Origin of the sequence: Spirosoma utsteinense (genome assembly GCF_014282275.1) — a bacterium.
GTDB lineage: Bacteria > Bacteroidota > Bacteroidia > Cytophagales > Spirosomataceae > Spirosoma > Spirosoma utsteinense.
Map to the genome: position 1 here is coordinate 15244 of NZ_VFIA01000011.1, position 23079 is coordinate 38322.

The 23079-nt window shown below is 50.8% G+C and carries 21 protein-coding genes and 1 tRNA gene; 6 read left to right on the forward strand and 16 right to left on the reverse strand.

The genetic code is table 11. The features are described from left to right. Window positions 1-366: 366 nt before the first annotated feature. The 8 genes from FH603_RS10550 to FH603_RS10585 form a co-directional block, all read right to left on the reverse strand. Window positions 367-2229, reverse strand: coding sequence for a RagB/SusD family nutrient uptake outer membrane protein (locus FH603_RS10550; RefSeq protein ID WP_186737461.1), 1863 nt, complete (start codon window positions 2227-2229; stop codon window positions 367-369). Between the two features lie 13 nt (window positions 2230-2242). Continuing rightward, window positions 2243-5461 carry a SusC/RagA family TonB-linked outer membrane protein gene (locus FH603_RS10555; RefSeq protein WP_186737462.1) on the reverse strand — a complete coding sequence of 1073 codons (3219 nt, stop codon included), beginning with the start codon at window positions 5459-5461 and terminating at the stop codon, window positions 2243-2245. Between the two features lie 564 nt (window positions 5462-6025). Beyond that, window positions 6026-8134 carry an ATP-dependent DNA helicase RecG gene (recG, locus tag FH603_RS10560; protein WP_186737463.1) on the reverse strand — a complete coding sequence of 703 codons (2109 nt, stop codon included), beginning with the start codon at window positions 8132-8134 and terminating at the stop codon, window positions 6026-6028. 85 nt (window positions 8135-8219) lie between these two features. Beyond that, window positions 8220-9650, reverse strand: a complete 1431-nt coding sequence (locus FH603_RS10565) for a DUF5723 family protein (RefSeq protein ID WP_186737464.1) — start codon at window positions 9648-9650, stop codon at window positions 8220-8222. 193 nt (window positions 9651-9843) lie between these two features. Further along, window positions 9844-10446 (reverse strand): NifU family protein, encoded by a 603-nt coding sequence (locus FH603_RS10570; protein WP_186737465.1) that lies wholly within the window; start codon window positions 10444-10446, stop codon window positions 9844-9846. Between the two features lie 207 nt (window positions 10447-10653). Beyond that, window positions 10654-10968, reverse strand: a complete 315-nt coding sequence (gene rpmA, locus FH603_RS10575; RefSeq protein ID WP_186737466.1) for a 50S ribosomal protein L27 — start codon at window positions 10966-10968, stop codon at window positions 10654-10656. 87 nt (window positions 10969-11055) lie between these two features. Beyond that, window positions 11056-11373, reverse strand: coding sequence for a 50S ribosomal protein L21 (rplU, locus tag FH603_RS10580; RefSeq protein WP_186737467.1), 318 nt, complete (start codon window positions 11371-11373; stop codon window positions 11056-11058). Window positions 11374-11542: 169 nt separating this feature from the next. Beyond that, window positions 11543-11992: a PaaI family thioesterase gene (locus tag FH603_RS10585; protein ID WP_186737468.1), complete on the reverse strand. Its 450-nt coding sequence runs from the start codon at window positions 11990-11992 to the stop codon at window positions 11543-11545. A gap of 130 nt (window positions 11993-12122) precedes the next feature. Here FH603_RS10585 and FH603_RS10590 point away from each other — a divergent pair, with 130 nt between their 5' ends. The 4 genes from FH603_RS10590 to FH603_RS10605 all read left to right on the forward strand — a co-directional run bounded on the left by FH603_RS10590 (window position 12123) and on the right by FH603_RS10605 (window position 14720). Next, window positions 12123-12884, forward strand: a complete 762-nt coding sequence (locus FH603_RS10590) for a phosphosulfolactate synthase (protein ID WP_186737469.1) — start codon at window positions 12123-12125, stop codon at window positions 12882-12884. Window positions 12885-12967: 83 nt separating this feature from the next. Continuing rightward, complete coding sequence (locus FH603_RS10595) at window positions 12968-13615, forward strand: DedA family protein (RefSeq protein WP_186737470.1); 648 nt, start codon at window positions 12968-12970, stop codon at window positions 13613-13615. Between the two features lie 39 nt (window positions 13616-13654). Next, window positions 13655-14401, forward strand: coding sequence for a shikimate dehydrogenase family protein (locus FH603_RS10600; protein ID WP_186737471.1), 747 nt, complete (start codon window positions 13655-13657; stop codon window positions 14399-14401). A 34-nt stretch (window positions 14402-14435) separates the two neighbouring features. Further along, a complete protein-coding gene (locus FH603_RS10605) occupies window positions 14436-14720 on the forward strand; it encodes a putative quinol monooxygenase (RefSeq protein WP_186737472.1) in 285 nt (94 codons plus the stop codon). Between the two features lie 33 nt (window positions 14721-14753). Here FH603_RS10605 and FH603_RS10610 read toward each other — a convergent pair whose 3' ends face one another. From FH603_RS10610 to FH603_RS29085, 5 genes are all read right to left on the reverse strand, one after another. Next, on the reverse strand, window positions 14754-15527 hold the full coding sequence (locus FH603_RS10610) for a glycoside hydrolase family 25 protein (protein ID WP_186737473.1): 774 nt from the start codon (window positions 15525-15527) through the stop codon (window positions 14754-14756). 122 nt (window positions 15528-15649) lie between these two features. After that, the gene (locus tag FH603_RS10615; RefSeq protein ID WP_080239678.1) at window positions 15650-15892 is read right to left on the reverse strand and encodes a hypothetical protein; all 243 of its coding nucleotides are present in this window, start codon (window positions 15890-15892) and stop codon (window positions 15650-15652) included. A 101-nt stretch (window positions 15893-15993) separates the two neighbouring features. Beyond that, on the reverse strand, window positions 15994-16629 hold the full coding sequence (locus FH603_RS10620; RefSeq protein ID WP_186737474.1) for a peroxiredoxin: 636 nt from the start codon (window positions 16627-16629) through the stop codon (window positions 15994-15996). Window positions 16630-16743: 114 nt separating this feature from the next. Then, window positions 16744-17445, reverse strand: coding sequence for a response regulator transcription factor (locus FH603_RS10625; RefSeq protein ID WP_483409548.1), 702 nt, complete (start codon window positions 17443-17445; stop codon window positions 16744-16746). Next, complete coding sequence (locus FH603_RS29085; RefSeq protein ID WP_186737475.1) at window positions 17432-19003, reverse strand: sensor histidine kinase; 1572 nt, start codon at window positions 19001-19003, stop codon at window positions 17432-17434. Before FH603_RS29085 ends, FH603_RS10625 begins: the two co-directional genes overlap by 14 nt. Before the next feature lie 104 nt (window positions 19004-19107). Between FH603_RS29085 and FH603_RS10635 the strand changes: the two genes are divergently transcribed. Then, entirely contained in the window at window positions 19108-19593 is a 486-nt protein-coding gene (locus tag FH603_RS10635) for a DUF3299 domain-containing protein (protein ID WP_186737476.1), read from the forward strand. A 56-nt stretch (window positions 19594-19649) separates the two neighbouring features. Here the strand turns inward: FH603_RS10635 and FH603_RS10640 are convergent. Further along, window positions 19650-19723, reverse strand: a tRNA-Ala gene (locus tag FH603_RS10640). 169 nt (window positions 19724-19892) lie between these two features. On the opposite strand from FH603_RS10640, the gene FH603_RS10645 reads away from it, so the two are divergent. Continuing rightward, window positions 19893-20147 carry a GIY-YIG nuclease family protein gene (locus FH603_RS10645; protein WP_186737477.1) on the forward strand — a complete coding sequence of 85 codons (255 nt, stop codon included), beginning with the start codon at window positions 19893-19895 and terminating at the stop codon, window positions 20145-20147. 73 nt (window positions 20148-20220) lie between these two features. On the opposite strand, the gene FH603_RS10650 is transcribed toward FH603_RS10645, so the two are convergent. Together FH603_RS10650 and FH603_RS10655 are read right to left on the reverse strand one after the other, a co-directional pair. Next, window positions 20221-20850: a C40 family peptidase gene (locus tag FH603_RS10650; RefSeq protein WP_235985371.1), complete on the reverse strand. Its 630-nt coding sequence runs from the start codon at window positions 20848-20850 to the stop codon at window positions 20221-20223. Between the two features lie 31 nt (window positions 20851-20881). Next, window positions 20882-23038 carry a Tex family protein gene (locus tag FH603_RS10655; protein WP_186737478.1) on the reverse strand — a complete coding sequence of 719 codons (2157 nt, stop codon included), beginning with the start codon at window positions 23036-23038 and terminating at the stop codon, window positions 20882-20884. Window positions 23039-23079: the final 41 nt, after the last annotated feature.

Here is a 23079-nt window from a genome sequence, read left to right on the forward strand (position 1 = left end):
AATTGTGCATTAACTCTACCTAAGCTTATTTTAACCGTTTATTAAATATAAATCATGTATTTTTGTTAATATATTAGTTTTATGTAACTAAATAATGCAGCAAATAGTCATAATTAAAGACAGGCAACCCGATTTCATAAGTTATAAACCTTGTTCACAACGCCCTTTTATGTATGCAATCGGGCAAAGACTAGCTGCACCTTTTACTCAATAAATATAAGCCAGTTAAAACGCAGGAAGCCCCCTTAGTCTGACGTTGACTAAGGGGGCTTCTTGCGTTTTACTTACCGCCTGGCATCGCTATAAGCGATCGACTAGCAACTTACTATACCAAATCAATCAACCACATGAATAGAGTCCGGTTGATCAATATCCTGGGTTTTGAACTAGTTTACTATTCCGGTTTATCTCATCCCGGGCAATAGGCAGAAAGTACATTTTATCTAACCAGGCCCGGTTTTCCTTACCCGGATCGATGTCGACTACCTTGTAGCTATAATTGTAGCTGGTTGGATCGTATTTGTAAAGCGATACCGTCTTACCCGGCTTCAGCGTACCCGTAATGCTGATGGTGTTGGCTTTCCGGCCCAGCGTTGCCGGGGCAATCATCCAGCGACGCGCGTCGTGGTAGCGCTGCTCCTCAAACACCATTTCAACCCGCCGTTCGTTGCGGTACCGCTCCCGCAGGGCTGCGCCGGTTTCGGTCAGTGCGGGCATACCCGCCCGGAACCGGATCTTGTTGAGCCACGTACGCGCTTCGGCATCCTGACCCAGTTCGATACAAGCCTCAGCGTAGTTGAAAACAGCTTCCGTATACCGGAAGAACGGCCATGGAACTTCCTGGTACGTGTTCTGATCGACAATAGCCGGGTTTGGGTCCGTAAACTTGCGCATGTAGTAACCCGTGTAGCTACCGTTCCAGTCTTCGACGGTACTCTTCCGGGTATCCAGACCTGCTACCGGCACTTTGGTACCTGACGCATTCACTACCTCATACTGGCCCGTCTGTATCTGGCTTACAGGATCTTTGCCAGCTACGTCAGCCGTACGCGGTTTCCAGGGAGCGCCATCATACAGGATCGAGCTATACAGGCGAGGGTCCCGGTTGGCATATGGCATTGCCGCTTTAGCCGGATCGCTCCAGCTAAATTTGGAACCGTCCATCATCTCATAATCATCCACCAGCAGAGAAACGGGGGTATTACCCGCCCAGTTGTGGTAGCCGTTGGGACCGTTGAACAGACCAATCTGGCCACCGGCCTCCTGCTTGCTATTGATGAACGATCGTGTGAAGATCAGATCTTTCTCGCCCCCGTTCCGTGCCAGTGCAATGTTCGAGTAGTTCTCGGTGCCAGCCGTACGGGTAGCAGGTGCCGTCAGGTTGAGTTGCGACCCATAGGCAGTCAGATCGAGAACGGCTTTGGCCGCATCTTTTGCTTTCTGCCAGCGTTCGGCCCGGCTACCCGAGGTATAACCCAGCAGTTCAGGTTTAGCGAAGGCAGCATGCGCAGACGACTTTTGCTTGGCCGAAGCGACATCGTAGAGATCACTAGCCGCATAGATCAGTATACGCGATTTCAGCGCCAGCGCCGACGCTTCGGTAGCGCGGCCTTTCGCCATCGACAGACCTTTGAGCAGCGTAGCGGCTTCATCACAATCCTTCACGATGAAGTTGATGCACTCTTCCATCGTGTTGCGGGGCGTTGTGTAATCTGCCTCGCCCAGGTTGTATGGCTTATCAATGAGCGGTACCCCGCCATAGTAGCGAACCAGTTGATGATAATAATACGCCCGCAAGAATTTGATCTCGCCGGTCAACCGCTCCACAATCTTGTTCGTGTTCGTGAAGCCAGGCTTCTCCAGGTTAGATAGGGCCAGGTTAGCAGCCCGAATGCGGAGGTACATCTGGTTCCAGTCGATCGTCTCGTTGATCCAGCCTGCATCGGCGGGGTTTGAACGGGCCTCGGTTATGGTCGTGATGTTGCGGCCGGGGTGCGTAAAGATGGTCTCGTCGGTCAACGAAGAAAGTTGCTGCTCGTTGAAGCCACCCTGACCTAAACCGGCATAGATACCAGTTACGAAGGCTTCGGCCAAAGCCGCATCCGACCAGACAGACGAACCGGCGACCTGGTCCAGGGGCAGGGTGTTCACAAATTCGTCGTTACAACCCGTGACGGCAACAGACGCCATCAGCAGGGCTAAACTTATGGTTTTAAATTTCCGTATCATGTTGAATAAGTAATTAGAAGCGAAGCGATAAACCAGTGTTTATGATGCGCGACTGTGGGTAATACTGACCCGTAGCGTTGTCGGCTTCGGGGTCGAACGAACCAAGCTTGTTGAAAACGTTAACGAGGTTCAGACCGTTAACATAGACACGCAGGCTGCTGATACCAATCTTTTTGCCGAAGGTTTCGGGAATGGTATAGCCCACTTCGAAGTTTTTCAGCCGGAGGTAGTCCGCCGACCGCAGCCAGTAGGTGTTGCCACCCGAAAAATACTGGTCGCTCCGGTTAGCAATACGGGGATGAACGCTGCTTGGGTTATCGACCGTCCAGCGATCGGTGTAGATCTCGGCCAGGTAGTTACCAATGTTACCCGACTCACCGAGACTGATGTACTGCTGCGCCCCGGCCGATCCCTGGAAGAGAATCGTCAGGTCGAAGTTCTTGTACGACGCCGTCATGTTTATACCACCCTGAAACAGGGGCAGGTTCGTGCGGTTGTTCCGTACCTGATCATCGGGCGTGATCTTGCCATCGCCGTTATAATCCTTGTACTTCATGTCGCCGGGGCGAATCGTTTTTACGATAGCAGAATAGTCGATCGTGTTGCCATCGATATCGGCCTGGTCTTTGAACACACCGTCATACTGGTAAGCGATGTACGAGTTGACGGGGCGACCCGTCGACCGCTGCCACTCGGGTGCACCCGGTGCTTCGTCCCAGAACAGGATCTTGTTCTGCGCGTAGCCACCGTTCACACTCACGCTGTAGCGCAGCGCTCCCGACTGTCCGTTGTAGCCAATCTGTCCATCGAAACCACTGTTCCGAACCCGGCCAATGTTTTCGGGTGGCAGAATCAGACCAGTTGTGCGGGGTACCGACGCATTCCGTGGGTAGAGGATCGAGGTCCGCAGGTTATTGAAATAGTCAAACTCGAAGCTGATCTTGCCGTTGAACAGTTGACCTTCCAAGCCAATATCGGCATTGTTAGCCACCTCCCAGGTGATACCCGTATTCGGAATCCGGCTTTCCAGCAGAGACTTCTGTTGCGCATCATTGATAATGTAGGTGTTGAAGCCGTAGGTCGCCAGGTACTGGTAGGTAGCTAGCGTTGTTGTACCGGGGAAATAGATCTGGTCATTACCCAACTGGCCCCATGAAGCACGCAGTTTGAAGTAGTTAACCGCCGGTACCGAGTTTTTCCAGAAGTTCTCTTCCGATATCACCCAGCCGCCCATAACGCCGGGGAAGAAACCGTAACGGGTTTCTTTCGGAAAAATGTCCGACCCGTCGTAGCGGCCCAGGAATTCGAGGAGGTACTTATCCTTGTAGTTGTAAGCGATCCGGCCGAAGTAGTTCAAACGAGCGCGGTTGAATGCACCACCTCCGTTGTCTTTGCTCAGGTCACCACCGGCAAAAAGCTGGTCGATGGATGGTGAGATGAAGTACCGGCGGAAAGCGTTGAAGTTGTCACCCGTAATTGTTTCGCGGTTGATCCCGGCCAGGAACGTAAATCCATGATTGCCAATCTTGCGTTCGTAGGTGGCAATACCACCCAGCAGGATATTTAACTGGGTATTGTTACCGAGGGTCAGGCGAGGTTCGGCCGGTCCGCGTACGCTGGCAATCAGGTTTGGAATACCATTGGCATCAACGCCCGTTCCCCGCTCGTACAGCGTCCAGGGTGTCTCCCAGCGCTTGTTGTTCTGGTTCAGTTTATCGATAGCCGCCGTCGCCGAGAACTTCAGCCCATCGACACCCGGCACTTTGAAATCCAACTGACCATTGGTCTGGATGTAATCCCGCTTGTCGCGGTCGTAACCCGTAGCGTTGGTAGTAATGACAACTGGATTCTCCCCATTTTCGATGTCCGGACCAGGCCGGCCATCGGGCCAGAACGCCGGTTGGTTGGGCTTGCCCCGCATCTGCATCCGGAAAATAGCCCCAGCGCCCCGCGTTGGATAAAAACGATATTCTTCGCGGCCCAGCACACCCATGGTAAGGTGTAGATTCTTGCTGATATTCGCGTCGAGGTTAATACGCATATCGTACTGCTGGTAGCCTGTGGCCGAGTTTTTGTAGAACGCATCCTGGTTCTGGTAGCCCAGCGACGCCAGGTACTTGAAATCTTCGCTACCACCCGTCAATTGCAGATTATGGCGTGACTGGGGCGACCAGGTTTTCAGCGTCGACGCGTACCAGTCGGTGTTGGGGTGACCCCAGGGGTCTGACCCATCGTTGTACTTGGCGATATCGTCGGGCGTGTAGGGAGCAGCCCGTACAGTACCGGTTGGTCCGGTATAGGAACCTGTTGTTTGGTAGGCTTTGGTTGCCGCTCCCCACTCACCAACCGGAAGTTCATATACGCTCAGGTCGTTGAGCATGGTAGCGTACTGAGCTGCGTTAGCCAGTTTCGGCGTAACCGTTGGTTGCGCAAAGCCCTGGTTGAAGGTGTAGGATAACTGAGGTTTGCCCGTTTTACCCCGTTTGGTCGTGATCAGGATAACCCCGTTGGCCGCCCGCGATCCGTAAATGGCCGCCGAGGCATCTTTCAGTACCGAAATCGTTTCAATGTCGGCCGGGTTTATCCGGTCCAGACCACCCGCCCGGTCAGGGATACCGTCTACAACCACCAGGGCACTGTTGTTTCCCAGCGTATTGGTACCCCGGATACGAATAGTCGATCCATCGGCTCCTGGCTCACCACTGCGGTTAACGGCCGTAACCCCCGGTAGCCGACCCGCGAGGGAGTTGGATAGGTTCGTCGTGGGCGACTTCACCAGATCCGCTCCTTTCACCGCCACCACCGAACCGGTTATTGTCTCTTTGCGCTGGGTACCATATCCCACAACAACCACTTCATTGAGTGATTTCATGTCGGTAGCCATCGTAATGTTAACGGTAGACTGGTTTTTTATGGGCACCTCCTGCGTGGTGAAACCAATATAGGAAAAAACCAGTGATCCATTTGGGTCGGGTGCTGTCAGGGAGTAATTCCCCGACACATCGGTAACCGATCCAGTAGTAGTTCCTTTCACGACGACACTCACACCAGGCAGTCCCTGCTGCTGATCATCGATAACACGACCCGTAATTTTCGACTGGGCATAAGCGCTCACCGTGCAAAACAGCAAGACAAGCCATGACGCACAAACGCGGCTTGTACGGAGCCAGCCGAGTGCCAAAGTCTTCTGCCCTATCTGGCTCAAGACCTCCCTGGTAAACATTGTTCGCATACGTATATCTTAGATTATTTATATTAACACTAAGATAAAGCCGCTATACGGAGTCGATCTACTTTTCTAAAAGGGATAGTTTTTTAACTTTTCTTTAACCAAAGAAAGCAAGCATGAGTATAAACCCTTAAGCAATAGAACCACGTTGAAATTGAACAAATACGCTCTATTTTGATAGTGTTTCCGTCAATACCATTCGGAGATACGTTAAAAAATACTTACTCCCAATCAGTTGCTGTGGCTATTAGATCAGTGCACTGACCGTTTAGTATATTTATTAATTGCATTAATTCTAGTCTATTACTTAGCTCTACATCCAACCATTAACTAGTAATAATACTTAAAAAATTTTATTTTCATTTTAGGCGTATAATATTGTCATTATAACACAATTGACGATTTTGTCAGTTAGAAGACTGGAAGAAATAGCCTTTTCGGTTTCGACAAAAACCACAAAGTGATCAATTCAGCAAAGGATTAGGAAGGGCATCGGCCGACACCCTTAGCTACTATAAATAAGATAAGTGGAAGTATCGATTGCTGCCCGACCGGTGAGGCCTTTAACTAACTGATCCGCCCCCAGTTGTTCTCCGTTTGCTTTAAGCTATCGACGTGATTCCGGATCGGCGCGTGCTGGGGTAGCAGCAATTCAGGGTCTTCCAGTAAGATAGCCTGCGCCGACTCGCGGGCAGCAGCCAGTATAGCGCCATCCTTGGCAAGATCGGCAATCATCAGGTCCAGTACACCACTTTGCTGTGTACCGGTTAGGTCGCCGGGACCACGCAGTTGCAGATCCACATCGGCAATCTCGAAACCGTTATTGGTACGCACCATCGTTTCGAGTCGGGTACGGGTGTCGGTGCTGAGTTTGTAGCCCGTCATCATCACGCAGTACGACTGATCGGCACCCCGGCCCACGCGCCCCCGTAGCTGGTGCAACTGCGATAGGCCAAACCGCTCGGCACTCTCGATGACCATCACGCTGGCATTAGGCACGTTTACGCCGACTTCAATAACGGTTGTAGCAACCAGTATGTGGGTTTCATTTTTCAGGAACCGCTTCATCTCGTCGTCTTTCTCGTAGGGCAGCATTTTCCCGTGCAACATACCGATCTCGTATTTCGGTCGTGGGAAAGCGCGCTGCATCCCTTCGAAGCCATCCATCAGGTCTTTATAATCCAGCTTCTCCGACTCCTCAATCAGGGGATAGACCACGTATACCTGCCGCCCGAGTTCAATTTGCTGACGCATAAAGCCAAACACTTCGGAGCGGTGCTTGTCGTATTTGTGTACGGTTTTAATGGGCTTGCGTCCTTTCGGCAGTTCGTCGATGATCGACACATCCAGGTTACCGTATAACGTCATGGCCAGCGTTCGGGGAATGGGTGTAGCTGTCATCACCAGAATGTGGGGCGGTACTACCTCATTCTTACGCCATAACTTGGCCCGCTGGGCAACGCCAAAGCGGTGCTGCTCATCGATGATGCACAAGCCCAGGTTCTTGTACTGTACCACGTCTTCGAGCAGGGCGTGTGTACCAACCAGGATATGCATCTGCCCCGACTGTAGTTCACCGTGCAGTACCACCCGGCGCTTTTTGTTGGTCGACCCGGTGAGAATACCCAGGTTCAGACCGAGCGCATCGGCAAAGGGTTTCAAACCATTGTAGTGCTGGTCGGCCAGGATTTCGGTGGGGGCCATCAGGCAGGCCTGCGCGCCGTTGCCAATAGCCATCAGGCAGGCAATGAAGGCCACGATGGTTTTTCCGCTACCCACATCGCCCTGCAATAGCCGGTTCATTTGCTTACCCGTCAGAAAATCCTGGTAAATTTCCCGCAACACCTTCTGCTGGGCACCTGTCAATTCAAACGGCAGGCAATCGTTATAAAAGGTTTTCATCAGGGTAGTGTCCCGGAAGACCTGCCCCGGAAACTCTTCCTTTTGAATGAGCTTGTTCTTGATCAGCCGAAGCTGGTTATAAAACAGCTCTTCGAATTTTAGCCGTCGCTGCGCCTGCTTGAGCCATCCCTGATTTTGCGGCAGGTGGATGTTCCACATGGCTTCGCGCTTACCCACCAGCCGGTACTGCTGCACGAGCGAGTCGGGCAGGGTTTCGCGGATATGGGGCCACGACTGCTCCAGCAATCCGCGCATGGCTTTGCCAATGGCCTTGCTGTCGAGGTGACGTTTGCGCAGCTTTTCAGTGAGGTTATAGACCGGGAAGAAACCCGGTTCATTTTCAGATACCGTAGCCATGTTCTCCAGTTCGGGATGGACAATACTGAACTGTCCATTAAATGACTGGGGTTTTCCGTAGGCAACATATTCACCGTCGCGCCGGAGGATTTTCTCAATAAACGTAACCCCCTGAAACCACACCAGGCTCATGGAGCCGGTCCCGTCGGTGAAGTTGGCAACCAGGCGTTTCTTAGGTCCTTCCCCTTCCAGACACCAGTCGCGGAGCCGCCCCCGTATCTGCGCCGATGGCATCGAATCCATCAGTTCGCTGATGGTATGATAACGCGTCCGATCGTCGTAACGAAACGGGTAGTACTGGATCAGATCACCATAGGTGAACAGATTCAACTCCTTGTTGAGCAGTTCGGTCCGCTGGGGGCCTAATCCTTTGAGGTAGCTAAGCGGTGTATCGAAAAAGGTCGTTCGTTCGGTCATAGCAGACCCTGCAACCCCGGTTTACAAAAAGCCTGTTATGGGCGGGATTTGACCAAATTTACGCATTTCTGCCAAAATAAGGATATTACTCATTATCTGCCTGCGACCGGCCAATGCCAAAGGCGACACCGCCGTATACGTCCAGCCCACGCGGCCGGATTCCATTGGTGCTGTTACCCAGTAGACCCAGCACGTTATCGCTACCAATCCAGGCTGGACCAACCCGTACGGATAAACCTGCCGTTACACCCCGGTTCAGGTAAGCAAGGGGCACGGCCATACTTACCCAACGTGTCTCGTAGCGGGGCGTTACGGCTAGCAAAGTGGGTTGATGAATAGCCGTAGCCTCTACCGAGCGTACATCCTGTAGGTAGGTTACATTCAGGCCAAACCCGTCCGGCAGCTCATAATCAACAGTCAGGTTCAGCGAGGTGGGCAAACCCGACCGAAAGCTGTTCCGGTCAGGTCTGCGGCCAGTGGTTAGTTTATTCTGAATGAGCCGGGCAATATCGACGCTACCACCAAGATTATTGAAATCCTGGCTGGTAAACTGCACCGGGGTTTCCCCAATATCGGAGTAGGCATACTGTTCACCCCGGTACGTCAATCCGCCCAGATCGGTCAGGGCAAGCCCCAACTGCAATGCAGGACTTTCACTGTCATACTTACTGACATAGCTAAACCCCAGGTCCAGCCCGACGCCCCGGCCGGGCGAAGATGGACTGACCAGCGTTCGAAGGCTGATAGCTCGATTTTGCAGGAAGGTAGTGTACCCAAGATCGGCATTTAGGCGAGTTACCTCTAAGATAGCACTGTTAGGATTTGTGGGATCGGTAATAATCCGGTAGTCCAATCCCCGATTGATGAGGTGCTGGGCATTATACCCAAGCAATACCTTTGCGGTGGCTCCCATCATCAGTTTGCGACCGTCTCCTTCCAGTAGCGTACCAGCATAGGTTAACCCCAGTTCAGCATACGTACTGGTGTTGGCGCTAAGCTGATTGTCGACGCTGGGAATCCCCAGGGGAGCACCCTCCCCCAAACCCGACCGTACCGCCGACAGCACGGACTCCGATGCACCGATAACCTGCCCAACAGCGCGAAATCGTGTTGTCACTGCCAACGCGCTGCGCGGGCTTGTCCGGATCAGCATGGATGGACCTCGTACTTCGCCCCAGAGTGTTCCATTTTTAGGTTTACCATCCAGCATTTCCTTCGTGTAGCTGGCATCGAACGCGATGGTACCATCAGGTCGTTTAAAGCGATCCTGTACCGAACCGCTTATCAGACGTAATAGGGAAAACGGGGCCTGATAGCGTACGTAGTTATTGTTGACATGTGCATTACCCATAAACCCGTTCAGGTAAACGTCTTGGGGCGAACTGGCAGCAAAAGCAGGGTTAATGTATAGTCGGTTAGTGCCGCCGTAACGACTCGTCGACACGCCCAGCATATTCTGGGCAAGACTGGCTGAAGCCGTTAAAACTAACGCCCCCAGCAACAGTGAATACTTCATGTAATGGCAGGTTGAATGCAAAATAGTAGTACAAAGTAAACTCCATTTGTTGGAGGCTGTTGAGAAATAGGTCGAATTTTTGAGCAAATGGAAGCGAACAAATGAAAAACGGGCCTGTAGTAAACCGTGAAACCAGCCAACCAGAGGCTATTTCACGGTTTACTACAGGCCCGTTCATAAATACGATTGCGTACTACACGCCTTCTGCTTCCACCAGCTTCACTTCGGGTACCAGACGCGTCAACAGATTTTCGATACCGGCTTTGAGGGTCAGGGTCGACGAAGGACAGCCGCTACATGACCCTTGTAGCAATACCTTCACGGTACCGCTCGGCTCATCGAATGAGTAAAAGCTGATGGCCCCCCCGTCAGACTCAACGGCAGGTTTTATGTATTGATCCAGCACCGCCTTGATTTTCTGTACTGTCTCCGAATCCATGTCCACCTTCGTTGTGTTGGCGTCCATGGTGCGCTGAGCAAATACAGGCTTTTGCGCCCCGAAGTATTCTTTCAGATACAGCTTCAGTTCGAACATGACCTCATCCCAGTCGGTCTCGTCATCCTTAGTGATAGTGACGAAGTTAGCCGAGATAAATACCCGGCGTACAAACTCAAAACCAAACAACGCGACAACGAGCGGTGAGGCTTTGCCATCAATGAGTGCATCGCCTGGTGTTGCGTAGTCGAATGATAGACCTGCGGGAACAAGCTCAAAATTGACAACAAACTTCATCGAGTTTGGATTGGGACTCCCTTCTGTAAAAAGAGACACAGGGCGGCTTAATGTCGGATTCATATAAAATTAGTTTGGGCAGTTTGTACTGTACAGCCTGCGATCATTCTCTTACATAACGGAATAAAATTAACGATCTATCCGTTTTTCGCTGATTAACCGTTTAACAGCTTCATCGTTTTTTTAGTTTGGTCCATAAAAAAACCCGCCGGACAATTGTCTGGCGGGTTCTCGTAACTAATACGTACAAACAGCTGGTTGCTGCATTGCTTATTCTACCGGGGCAGCAACGGCGGTTGCCGGAACAGCTGGAGAAGCAATAGCAGATGGACCTGCCGGAATGATATCGACATACGAGCGGCTGTCGCGACCCGGACGGAATTTCACGGTACCGTCGACCAGAGCGAACAGGGTGAAATCTTTACCCAAACCAACATTTTTGCCGGGATGGTGTTTCGTACCGCGCTGACGGATGATGATATTGCCGGCAATTGCCGCTTGGCCACCGAACAGCTTCACACCCAAGCGTTTGCTGTGCGAATCGCGGCCGTTTTTTGAACTACCTACACCTTTCTTGTGTGCCATTTTCTTAAGGAATTAGCGAGTTTGCCAGGTAATCAGGCGGTCAGTACTCACTCACTGACTAACCTACCAACTGACCAACTGTATGACTTATAATGTGATGTCTTCGATCATAACCTTCGTCAAATATTGACGATGGCCATTCTTCTTTTTGTATCCTTTCCGGCGTTTCTTCTTGAAGATAATAACCTTCTCACCTTTAAGGTGTTCGATGATTTTAGCCGTTACCGTTGCTCCGGCTACGGTTGGAGCACCAATGCTGATGCTTCCTTCGTTGTCAACAAGGAGGATTTTCACCTTGTCGGAGGCAAGTGCAGCGTCCACATCGCCCTCTAACCGGTGGGTATAGATGGAACGACCTTTCTGGATCTTGAATTGCTGCCCTGCGATCTCTACGATTGCGTACATGATTCTAGTATGAAATTGGAAATTAGGGTGCAAAGATAAATTATTTTACGTAGAGACGCAACCCTTTGCGTCTCATATCCGGATGGTTTACAGGAATTTGATTGATACCAGGCCTTATTACAAGGCCAGACCTACGTTGGACAGACATCAGACGCAACCGGTTGCGTCTCTACGCGGGTAATTTCACCGACGTCTGAATCAGGTTTGTGGCGCATTTAGCGATGATTTTACCATCGGCTGCTACAATTCGCCCCTCGCAATGGATGATATTTTTACCAGCCCGCATTACTTCAGCAGTCGCCGTAATAGTGTCGCCTAAACGAGCCGCATGCAGAAAATCAACGTTCAGATTTACGGAGGTAAAGGCGAACTCCCGGCCTAGCGTAAATATCATTGCGCCGATCAGGTCATCCAGTATGGCACTGGCTGCCCCCCCATGCAAAACCCCGGCAGGATTGGTTAATTCGTCCCGAACGACGTATTCAGTAACCAGTCGGCCATAGTCGGCAGCCCGCAGGGTACCATTGAGCCAGCGGCCGAGTGGCGAAATACTGGCGCTCATATCCTGACCAATTAGTGAGCGAAAAAAGGCAAGACGGGGATTATCGGTATTGTCCATATCCGGCAAAAATAGCATTAAACTAAGCAGAACGCCTATCTGACGCTATTATTTGTGGACTTTCTTGGGAGGTTGTCGTGAGTTATGCTACTTTTGGGCGATTTTAAACGCGTCTACGCTGTTATTACGAATGAATTATACGCTTACGCAAATTCCTGAGCGCACTGATAAGCCCCGCCAGAGTGGATTAACGATGGTAATGGACAAAGGGCTAAGTCTGCGCGAAGTGGAAGACTTTCTCTCCACCTCTGCCCAACATGCCGACATTATTAAACTAGGATGGGCAACCTCGTATGTCACGCCAAACCTGAAAGCAAAGATCGCCATCTACCAGGATGCCGGCATTCCGGTTTACTTTGGCGGAACGCTCTTTGAAGCTTTCGTGGTGCGAAATCAGTTTGACGATTACCGACGACTGCTCGACGAGTTTAACCTGAGCTATGCGGAAGTATCCGATGGCTCGATTGACATGCTGCAGGATGATAAATGTGAGTATATCCGGCAGTTAGCAACGCAGGTGACGGTACTCTCGGAAGTTGGGTCAAAAGATGAATCTAAAATCATACCCCCTTATAAATGGATTCAACTCATGAAATCTGAGTTGGAAGCCGGGGCCTGGAAAGTGATCGGCGAAGCCCGCGAAGGCGGAACCGTTGGTCTGTTTCGGGCTAGTGGCGAAGTCCGCCAGGGCCTCGTTGAAGAGATCCTCACGCAGATCCCTTCCGAAAAAATTCTCTGGGAAGCACCCCAGAAAGAGCAGCAGGTCTGGTTTGTAAAGCTCCTGGGTGCAAATGTCAACGTTGGCAATATTGCGCCCAGCGAGGTAATTCCGCTGGAGACCATCCGGTTAGGTCTTCGGGGCGATACGTTTACTCATTTCCTTGACAAATAATACCTTGTTCGAAAACGGTGGGCCTGGCATACCAGCCCACCGTTTTCTACAGCATACATTCCAACGATTGAAAAACCACGTTCATGGATATTATAAAGTCACTGTTCGATTTTCTGCTTCACCTCGATACCTATCTCGATTCGTGGGCTAACCAGTATGGCATCCTGCTGTATGCAATTCTTTTCCTGATTGTGTTCACCGAGACAGGGTTGATCGTTATGCCCTTGCTTCCCGGCGATTCGCTGCTGTTTGCGGCCGGAGCCCTGGCCGCCCGCGATACCAATGAGCTAAGCGTCTGGGTTATCATTCCGCTGCTGATCGTTGCTGCGCTAATGGGTGACAATGTGAACTATTTCGTTGGTAAGACACTGGGAGGTCGAATTAAGATGTACGATCGAATTCTGTTTTTCAAGCGCGAATACATTACCGAAACCGAAAAGTTTTATGCGAAACACGGCGGCAAGACGGTGATTATGGCACGGTTCATTCCCATTGTCCGGACCATTGCTCCTTTCGTTGCCGGTGCGGGCAGTATGAATTACGGTGTATACATTCGTAACTGTATTGCAGGCGCTGTTCTGTGGGTAGTAAGCATCACCCTGCTTGGCTATTTTGCCGGTAACATCCCGGCAGTTCAGAAGAACTTTGAACTGGTTGTCTTTGGCATTGTAGGCCTATCGATCATGCCGGTGATTGTACAGGTTCTGAGAAAGCGGTTCGCCCGGGCTTAGGTGCTTTTTTCAGGTAGTTGACCATCTTTTTTTATACGTATGACCCGCTACGGTCTGATTGGTTTCCCACTGACGCATTCGTTCTCGCAACGGTATTTCACCGAAAAATTTGTTCGGGAGGGCATTGCAGATAGTCAGTACGATCTGTTCGAACTGCCGGATATAACGGCTCTTACCACGCTGATGGAAACACCCGGTTTGCGCGGTTTGAACGTTACGATTCCACATAAGCAGGCCGTACTACCCTTCCTCGACCGTCTCGATTCATCGGCTGAAAAAGTAGGAGCGGTGAACGTAATCAAGCTCAATGAAGATGGATCTCGGGTTGGCTTTAACTCCGACTACTACGGATTCCGGCAATCGCTTCAGAACTGGCTGCGGTCACTCGGCCAGACAACGGCGGGTTTACAAGCGCTTGTACTAGGTACGGGTGGGGCCTCCAAAGCGGTTGTTGCAGCCCTGTCAGACCTACAGGTCCCCTACCGATCAGTATCGCGTACAAAATCGGCAGCAACCGTCACATACGACGAATTGCCCCACCTGCTACCGGAGTTTCGGCTACTTGTCAACTGCTCGCCGGTTGGTACCTATCCCCACACGAACGAAGCGCCGTCTCTCCCCTACGACCAACTCACAGACAGGCATCTTCTGTATGACCTGGTATACAATCCTGCCGAAACACTGTTCATGAAGCGGGGGGCCGAGCGTGGAGCGGCCACTCATAATGGCCTGCGCATGCTGGAGCTACAGGCTGAAAAAGCCTGGGACATCTGGCAAAACCCGTAGTTATTTACATGAAATTCTTCTAACCTCAATGCCTATGTCTCTCCTTGTTTTTGCCGCCATTACCGCACGACCCGGTGCTGAAGCCGATCTTAAAGCAGGCCTCCTTGAACTGGTTGCTCAGGTACGCACCGAAGCCGCCTGCCAGTTGTATGAACTGTATGAAAGTACAGAGCAACCCGAGCGTTTTATCATGCACGAGCGTTGGGAAGACGAAGCTGGTCTTCAGGCTCATAACCAAATGCCGCATATGGCTGCTTTCGGCGCTAAAGCCAAGGACTGGCTGGCCAAACCGGTTGAACTGACCAAGGTGAATCTGTAACGCGTCGAACGCGCCAAGTCCACCCCGTACGCATCATAGGCATATCTCGCCCATCGTGTTTTCGTCCATAACAAACACGTTGAAATCGACCCGGCCCCGTATCCCCTGCACCCAGCCGGTCTGGCTGTGTTGCCAGAGATAGAGTTTATCAGGATTATAATTGCGGAGGTGTTCGGTCGAATAATCAGCGATCCACAGTGGATAGTCGTCCAGGTTGCCGTTGATATAACGCCGGTAGAGATTCCCGTTTGTATAGATGATCGGGCGAACGCCGTAATGTTCTTCGACGGTTTCGAGCCAGAGCCGTAGCCCGTCAATAATGGTATCGTGGGATTGGCCGTTGGTAACTTCAAAATCCACAACCGGCGCAAAATCGCCTTTGCTCAAGGTTACATTCCGGATGAAATTGGTGGCCTGTTTAACCGGGTCCCGGGTTGGGTGATAGAAGTGGTAAGCACCCCGGCGAAGAGCCGACTTTTTAGCCTCACGCCAGTTTTTTACAAAGTATTTATCAGTCAGCGTGGCCCCCTCTGTAGCCTTGACAAATACAAATTGTAACCGCACCCCTTCGGATTCCATCTGCCGCACTTTCTTCCAATCGATACGGGCATTATGCCGCGATACGTCAATGCCGTGGATACCATAACGCATGGGCAATTTGATGCCGAACGCATTTACAAAGCGCCAGTCCAAATCAGTTTTCCGCGCTGAACGGCTTACAAAAATCAAGACAGCTACGACCAGAAATGCTGCAATCCACAGACCGTATCGTTTAATTATAATAGTGATCAGTACACGGACTTTCATGCAGATGAGTTGCTTCCAAAGCCCAAAAATACAGCTTTAAACCAAAAGAAGCCCGGACAACTCAATGGAATAGCTGACTGAGCTTCATTGAGTCGTCCGGGCTTCTGTCCGGGTAGGTTGTACTAATTGCTACCCTCTAATTTGACAACTTTATTATAAAGTCCCAGGATCAGGATTGGAGCAGCCCATTGGCCAATCAACAGCGCTTCGTGTCTTTTTCCCGTTGAGAAAGCGACAGCAGCTGTTGCTAGCGCACCCAGACCACCCCACAGGAATAGATCGGATGGCAACTTGGCAGTTTGTTGTTCAATGGCTTCGGCCACTGGTCCTTCGTCATGTTGTGGGTTGAAATTTTTCTTTGCCATAACGTTAATCTTGTTTGGTTTGAAAAGGCATAACCCGGCGAAAGAAAGATTGTTTAGCTGGCTGCGAATCCAACGGACACATTGGCGCTGTTAGCGGGCCCTTACTTGTTCGGCTGTGGCGTAGTCCGGAGGTAAGGCTTCACAAACGTAACCCCTTTTGGAAACTTGGCCTCCAGTTGATCATTAGTCACAGCGGGTGTAACGATAACGTCATCGCCCATTTGCCAGTCAGCGGGAGTAGCTACCTGGTAATCAGCTGTCAACTGTAGCGAGTCGATCACCCGAATCAACTCGTTGAAGTTACGACCCGTCGAGGCAGGATACGTCAGGGTTAACTTGATTTTCTTATCGGGACCAATTACGAATACCGAACGTACCGTCGTTTTTTCGCTGGCATTCGGGTGAATCATATCGTAAAGTGTAGCAACGGTCCGGTCTGCATCGGCAATAATCGGAAAATTGACTTCACTGCCGGTAACCTCTTTAATATCAGGAGTCCACCGATTGTGTGACTCCAGATCGTCGACCGAAACGGCAATGACCTTAACGTTACGCTTGCCAAACTCATCTTTCAACAATGCTGTCCGGCCAAGTTCGGTGGTGCAAACAGGCGTAAAATCGGCAGGGTGCGAAAATAACATACCCCAGGAATCGCCAAGCCATTCGTGGAAGTGGAGGTGGCCCTGAGTGGTGTCGGCTTCAAAATCGGGAGCAATATCTCCTAAACGCAATGACATGATAAGTTAAGTTTAGTGAATTAAATCTATCTACTTAATCTAGTAAGTAGAAAATGGAAAAACCGGCACGAGGACCGGTCTTGTTGGGAAACGTACTAAGGTGTCAGGAAAGTTTCAAATCAGCTTATCCTCAACGGCCATGCGCACCAGTTCAGCGGCATTCCGTACCTGCAACCGACGCATCATATTGGCCCGGTGGTTATCGACCGTACGAACGCTGAGTTGTAGTTTTTCGGCAATTTCCCGGCTGCTCATACCATCGACCAGGAATTGAAGTATTTCCTTTTCTTTGTTGGAGAGCTTCGACTGGCGTTCGGCCCGGCTATGTTTATCCCCTTTCTTAAGCTGCTGCATATAGCCGCTCAGAATGATCGACGCTACGGGCGAACTATAATACTTCTCCCCGCCCGCAATGGTCCGAATGGCTTTGATCATCTCGTCCGACGATGAGTCTTTCAGTATGTATCCATAAGCGCCTGCCTCTACCGACCGCAGAATGTAATCCTCGTTGTTATGCATCGAGAGCATTAATACCCGAACTCCTTTATAAAGCCTGCTAATGACCTGTGTGGTCTGAATACCAGACATACCCGGCAAGGAGATGTCCATCAGAACCATATCGGGCAAGGTATTCGATTTGCCATTGGCAGCCCCCTCAACGCGCTCGCTGTGGTGGCTTTTAAGTTTGTCAAGGGCTTCTTCGCCGTCGTTGGCTTCGTCGATGATTTCTAATCCTTCGGCTTGTTCCAGTAAAAGCCGGATACCGTCGCGAACGATAGAATGATCGTCCACCAGCATTAATTTAGTTGCTGTCATGATGAGCGGGATGCATGTGATGAGGAATGCTTACCTGAATTCGGGTGCCTTTCCCCAGCGTTGAGTGAATTTTAAATTTACCATTGAGCAATTTTGCCCGTTCCTGCATGTTGTGCAGGCCTTGTGAGGGGGGCCGACTGGCGGGCACCCTGCCAGCCGAAACCTCTTCGGTACTTTTAGCCTGCCCATTGATCGGTTGTCGACGAGGCATCTGGAACCCCCGGCCATTGTCGGAAATCAGTAGCTGCAATGAGTTGTCCCGATCGATCAGTTCAATATGGATATGCGAGGGGTTAGCGTGCCGGACCGCGTTGCTGACGGCTTCCTGCGTCACACGGTACAACATAATCTCGATATTTTTGTCCAGTCGCGGGCTATCGGTTGTCAAATTGGTTTCGAATGTTACATCAACAGTTTCGCTACGGTCGTTCTCGGCAAGCATCTTAATGGCCGGGACAACTCCGAAATCACTTAACACACTTGGCATTAAGTTGTTAGAAATTGTTCGGGTTTCCTGAATCGTCTGCGTCACTAAACGCTTCAAAATCTGCAGGTTTTTCGGGTATGTCACATTGCTGTCCTGGCCCGTAGGTGCCATACGGGCCAGCCCTACTTCGAGTCCTTCTATTTGCAGCTTTATGGCTGTCAACATCTGTCCCAATCCGTCGTGCAACTCACGGGATAGCCGCTTTCGTTCCTCTTCCTGCCCGGCAATGAGGTACGATGTCTGCATTTTTTGCTCATCGATCTGTTGCTGGTAACGCTCTTTAGTAGCATCGAACAGTTGCTGGCGCGTTTCTTTGAGCGACTTGTTGGCGCTTAGTAATTTACGGTTGGCCGCTGTTGTACGGCTTTCGGCCTCAATCAGTTGCGCAAACGTTTCGCGAAGTCGGCGGGTAGCGGGTCTGAAAATCAATAGCCCTATGCCGATCAACACCAGCATCGTGAACACATACAGGTAAAATTCGATAGCCTGTAACAGTTCAAGTTTAGCCCGTAATTGGGTCGTATACTCCCGAACGATTCGGTCTATTTTCTCCAGGAAAGGTTTCTCATTCGCCAGTAACAATTTCAGGCTCGACTGCACATCCGGCCGAGTTATATCCTGAGGTTTACGGAGCAGCATCAGCCGGCGGGCGCTTTGCTGGTAAGCTTCAAACTCGGGTCGTATATCGTCGTACAAACGCTGAACGGTATTCGAGTTTGGGATCAGCACATTCTTCTCATACACCCGCCCTTCACGCCCTTGCAGGTGGTAGCGCTCAAAAGCCGGGAATACCTGTCGAAGTTCGGCAACGGTAGCGGCAAATGTGCTCTGTTCGTTTATATCGCTCAGTTGCAGGGCCTGCTTTACAATCTGCTGACTCTGGTGACGCTGTATGGCAGCATACCGGATAATCCATAGTTCGTCCTGAACCTTCCTCAACCGCCATTGTGTTACCCCCTGCCCTATAGTCAGCAGTACAGTCAGGATAACCAGCAACGTCATGTATAGCCGGGTAAACCGAACGGGAATTGCCGCGCCGTCTTTCTTGTTGTCGTTGAGTACGTCTGACACGATTTGCGTGGTCGGAACAAAATGAGTTAGTAAAAGTAATCTTTTTTGTAGTTTTACCTGTTATTCAACCTGTCTTAAATACCCAACGTCTACGGACCAACGCCATGACTCGTTTGCTGATTGTTTTACTCCTGACTTGTTTAATCGCTCCTGCGTGGATTAGTCCGAGGACTCCTCCCGTCCGCCCAACCGGGTCGATCGCTGCCGAGCCGGTAAAATTATCGTGGGAAACCCTGCGCGACGTTACGTTCAAAAAGAAGTGGTATGCCGAAGAATCGGTTTATATGCTGTATCCTACGTTTGGACCCGGCGTTCAAAAGCTTAGTGGTAAAACGGTGGACATAACGGGGTATGTGCTGCCGGTCGATCTGGAATCCAACCTTTACGTATTGTCGGCCTTCCCATTTAGTGCCTGTTTCTTCTGCGGTGGTGCCGGACCGGAATCGGTCGTGTCACTCAAATTCAAGAAGTCGGGCAAGAAATTCAAGACCGACGAACGCCGGACATTTCGTGGAACACTCAAGCTCAACGCCGATAATATCTACGAAATGAACTATATTCTGGCAGATGCCGAGATGATTGAACAGTAATGTGTGTTTTTTACCTGGCACAAAAAAAACCACTCTTTAGGAGTGGTTTTTTTGTGTGGAGAATATCGGAGTCGAACCGATGACCTCTTCCATGCCATGGAAGCGCTCTAGCCAGCTGAGCTAATCCCCCGTCAAACACCGGCAAAGGCGTATTGTGGGTGCAAATATGAGGGAAAAATCTGTACAACCCAAATCAACTGCTAAAATTTCCTGGTCCATTGTCCATTTGGGTCACTCACTCGAATTGGATTTGTTATTTATCAACAAATATGTAGTTTTGATACTAGTCAAGACATCATATGCATACCGTTTATATCATTTACAGCCCATCTGCCGACCGGTATTTTATTGGCCAGTCGAAGAACCTGTCTATCAGTCTCTGGCAGCATAATGCCAAAACCAATCCTGCTACGGCCGATGGTAAACCGTGGGAGGTAAAGTTTACCAAACCGTTTGACACCCGTAATGAAGCACTCAGCCTGGAAATGAGGCTTCGTAATAAAGACCGGGCTTACCTGGAAGAATTAATCAGTGAAGCGCAAACCGCTAGTTAACCGATCTTCTTATAATCAGGAAAGGCCGCTCCCGGGAGCGGCCTTTCCTGATTATAAGAAGATCGGTTAACTATCAGAAAGGACGTAACGCTTTCACAAATCGGCCCTTGAAGTAATCGGCATACAAATTGTCCTCCCGAACTCCCCTTGAAGACGACGCATGAATGAAGCGAATATTATTTGACCCGTTGACTTCGGTGACAATTCCTGTGTGCGACACATAGCCCGCCTGTCCTTTATCGGGCACAAAAAAGATGAGGTCGCCAGGCAGGATTTCTTCCACTTCTACCTCGTGCCCCACCTCTGACTGCTGCCAGGATATACGGGGCATTTTTAAACCTACCGTACTGAAAACAGCACAAACCAGACCGGAGCAATCAATCCCCTGAAACGTATTACCCCCCGTTTGGTAAGGTGTGCCGGTATACGTTCGGGCTACCTTGACTACTTCCGGTACATAGCGAGCCTCGTAGGTACGAGAGTCGACCATTTTACCGGCCGACTTGGCCGGAACGGCTGGTGGCCGCACAGGCTTTTTGCCCGTTGACGATCGGTGAGCAACCGGTTTAGCGGCCACTGAACGACGGCTTACCGAGTGTGATGGACCCGACGATTTTAATGTCGAACAGGAGGTGGCTAAAAAGAGCAGGCAAGCGGGCAATGAAATGACCCAAAGAGTAGCCCGGGACCAGGGTTGTTGCATACAGGCAAGTTTGGTGAATACGTGCAACCTATTAAATTTTCATAGATAACGCAATTCGTTTCCGGGCGGTATCTACCTCTATTACCTTAACTCTTATTTTCTGGTAGACTTTTACGACCGTTTTCGGATCTGTGACATACTGACTGGCCATTTGCGAAACGTGAACCAGCCCATCCTGCTTGACACCAATGTCGACAAAAGCGCCAAACGCCGTGATGTTCGTTACGATACCATCCAGAATCATACCCTCGTGTAAGTCGTCGATCGACCGAATGCGCGCATCATACTCGAATGTCGACAATGGGCCGCGGGGATCACGACCGGGCTTTTCCAGTTCAGCTATAATATCACGCAACGTTGGCAGGCCAAGCCCATTTTCTACGTAGCGTTCAGGGACGATCTGTTTTCTTAGTTCAGCCTTTTTGATAAGATCGCTAACGGTACTCCCTGCATCGGTTGCCATTCGTTCCACGACCGCGTAGCGTTCCGGGTGAACAGCACTGTTGTCGAGTGGGTTTTTAGCCCCTTCGATACGGAGAAAACCAGCACATTGCTCAAACGCTTTCGGCCCTAGACGCGGCACTTTTTTGAGTTGTTCGCGTGAGGTGAATGCGCCATTCTGCGCCCGGTAACTTATTATATTACCGGCCAGCTGCGGTCCCAGTCCCGATACGTAGCGCAACAGATAGGCACTGGCTGTGTTTACCGAAACGCCTACCTGATTCACACAACTTTCTACGACAGAATCCAGGCTGGTCCTCAGATCTGTCTGGTCGACATCATGCTGGTATTGACCTACACCGATGGATTTAGGATCGATTTTTACCAGTTCGGCCAGCGGGTCCATGAGCCGCCGACCGATGCTGACAGCGCCACGTACTGTTACGTCGCGATCGGGAAACTCTTCACGGGCCACGTCTGAAGCCGAATAGATGGACGCTCCCTGCTCGCTGACCATGAAGACTGGCTTTCCCAGGTCCAGCCGCTGTACGAACTCTTCGGTTTCGCGACCGGCTGTGCCATTGCCAATAGCAATAGCATCGATTTTATGTTGATCGATGAGTTTACGAACAGTTTGTTCAGCCTGTAATCGCTGATTTTCGGACTGGAACAGATAAAGTACCGTATCGACCAGCAGATTACCCTGTGCATCCAGGCAGACGGTTTTGCAGCCGGTTCGGTAACCAGGGTCAATGGCTAGTACCCGTTGCTGCCCCAGGGGCGCACTGAGCAAGAGTTGACGCAGGTTGTCGGCAAAAATCTGAATAGCAGCCGCATCGGCTTTTTCTTTGGATCGATTTTCGAATTCCGTCTCAATGGCGGGTTTCAACAGACGTTTGTAGCCATCACGAATAGCTAACTCCAACTGTTGGCGAAGACCGGGTTCGTTCGTACGAATAAATTGTCGTTCGAGCCGTTCGATGGCCGCGCCTTCGTCAGGCCCTAAACCAACCGTAAGAAACCCTTCAGCCTGACCGCGACGTAAAGCCAGTAACCGGTGTGACGGTACGCGTCGGAGCGGCTCGGCAAAGTCGTAGTAATCTTTAAATTTTTGACCTTCCGTTTCCTTTCCTTTTTTTACGACCGAGCGAATGACAGCCTCGCGCTCGAACAAGTTGCGAATACGCAGACGCGCATCAGGATCTTCACTAATGCGTTCGGCCAGAATATCGCGTGCTCCCTGCAGGGCATCGGCTATGGTTGGTACAGCATCGGTAATATAGCGCCGGGCGACTTGATCGATGTTGGTTTCGCGCTGTATGAAGAGCAGGGTTGCCAACGGCTCCAGCCCTCGCTCAATAGCGATCGAAGCGCGGGTTTTTCGTTTTTGCTTATAGGGCAGGTAAAGGTCTTCGAGGTCGGTGAGCGAATCAGCTGCTTCTATTTTCCGGCGCAGGTCTAGCGTCAGTTTGCCCTGTTCATCGATTGCTTTAAGAACGACATCACGGCGTTTGTCAAGATCCAGTAACTTTTGGTACGTCTCTTTAATCTGCGCAATCTGTACTTCGTCGAGCGGTACACCACCAGGCTGCGCGGTGGCCTCTTTACGGTAACGGGCAATAAAGGGAACGGTAGCCCCGCCCAGCAGTAATTCTATTGTTGCGGCTACGGAACGTAGCGGAATACCCAGTTGGGTAGCAATCCGATGCGCGAGTTGGTCATTGGTGACCGGTATGGGTTGGGTCATGCGGTTACTGAAGTAATATGCCCGCAAAAATGACCTTATGA

Excerpts from the sequence above, each read along its gene's own strand:
- FH603_RS10550 (WP_186737461.1), bottom strand. The coding sequence starts at position 2,229 with ATGATACGGAAATTTAAAACCATAAGTTTAGCCCTGCTGATGGCGTCT.
- FH603_RS10555 (WP_186737462.1), bottom strand. The coding sequence starts at position 5,461 with ATGCGAACAATGTTTACCAGGGAGGTCTTGAGCCAGATAGGGCAGAAG.
- recG (WP_186737463.1), bottom strand. The coding sequence starts at position 8,134 with ATGACCGAACGAACGACCTTTTTCGATACACCGCTTAGCTACCTCAAA.
- FH603_RS10565 (WP_186737464.1), bottom strand. The coding sequence starts at position 9,650 with ATGAAGTATTCACTGTTGCTGGGGGCGTTAGTTTTAACGGCTTCAGCC.
- FH603_RS10570 (WP_186737465.1), bottom strand. The coding sequence starts at position 10,446 with ATGAATCCGACATTAAGCCGCCCTGTGTCTCTTTTTACAGAAGGGAGT.
- rpmA (WP_186737466.1), bottom strand. The coding sequence starts at position 10,968 with ATGGCACACAAGAAAGGTGTAGGTAGTTCAAAAAACGGCCGCGATTCG.
- rplU (WP_186737467.1), bottom strand. The coding sequence starts at position 11,373 with ATGTACGCAATCGTAGAGATCGCAGGGCAGCAATTCAAGATCCAGAAA.
- FH603_RS10585 (WP_186737468.1), bottom strand. The coding sequence starts at position 11,992 with ATGGACAATACCGATAATCCCCGTCTTGCCTTTTTTCGCTCACTAATT.
- FH603_RS10590 (WP_186737469.1), top strand. The coding sequence starts at position 12,123 with ATGAATTATACGCTTACGCAAATTCCTGAGCGCACTGATAAGCCCCGC.
- FH603_RS10595 (WP_186737470.1), top strand. The coding sequence starts at position 12,968 with ATGGATATTATAAAGTCACTGTTCGATTTTCTGCTTCACCTCGATACC.
- FH603_RS10600 (WP_186737471.1), top strand. The coding sequence starts at position 13,655 with ATGACCCGCTACGGTCTGATTGGTTTCCCACTGACGCATTCGTTCTCG.
- FH603_RS10605 (WP_186737472.1), top strand. The coding sequence starts at position 14,436 with ATGTCTCTCCTTGTTTTTGCCGCCATTACCGCACGACCCGGTGCTGAA.
- FH603_RS10610 (WP_186737473.1), bottom strand. The coding sequence starts at position 15,527 with ATGAAAGTCCGTGTACTGATCACTATTATAATTAAACGATACGGTCTG.
- FH603_RS10615 (WP_080239678.1), bottom strand. The coding sequence starts at position 15,892 with ATGGCAAAGAAAAATTTCAACCCACAACATGACGAAGGACCAGTGGCC.
- FH603_RS10620 (WP_186737474.1), bottom strand. The coding sequence starts at position 16,629 with ATGTCATTGCGTTTAGGAGATATTGCTCCCGATTTTGAAGCCGACACC.
- FH603_RS10625 (WP_483409548.1), bottom strand. The coding sequence starts at position 17,445 with ATGACAGCAACTAAATTAATGCTGGTGGACGATCATTCTATCGTTCGC.
- FH603_RS10635 (WP_186737476.1), top strand. The coding sequence starts at position 19,108 with ATGACTCGTTTGCTGATTGTTTTACTCCTGACTTGTTTAATCGCTCCT.
- FH603_RS10645 (WP_186737477.1), top strand. The coding sequence starts at position 19,893 with ATGCATACCGTTTATATCATTTACAGCCCATCTGCCGACCGGTATTTT.
- FH603_RS10650 (WP_235985371.1), bottom strand. The coding sequence starts at position 20,850 with ATGCAACAACCCTGGTCCCGGGCTACTCTTTGGGTCATTTCATTGCCC.
- FH603_RS10655 (WP_186737478.1), bottom strand. The coding sequence starts at position 23,038 with ATGACCCAACCCATACCGGTCACCAATGACCAACTCGCGCATCGGATT.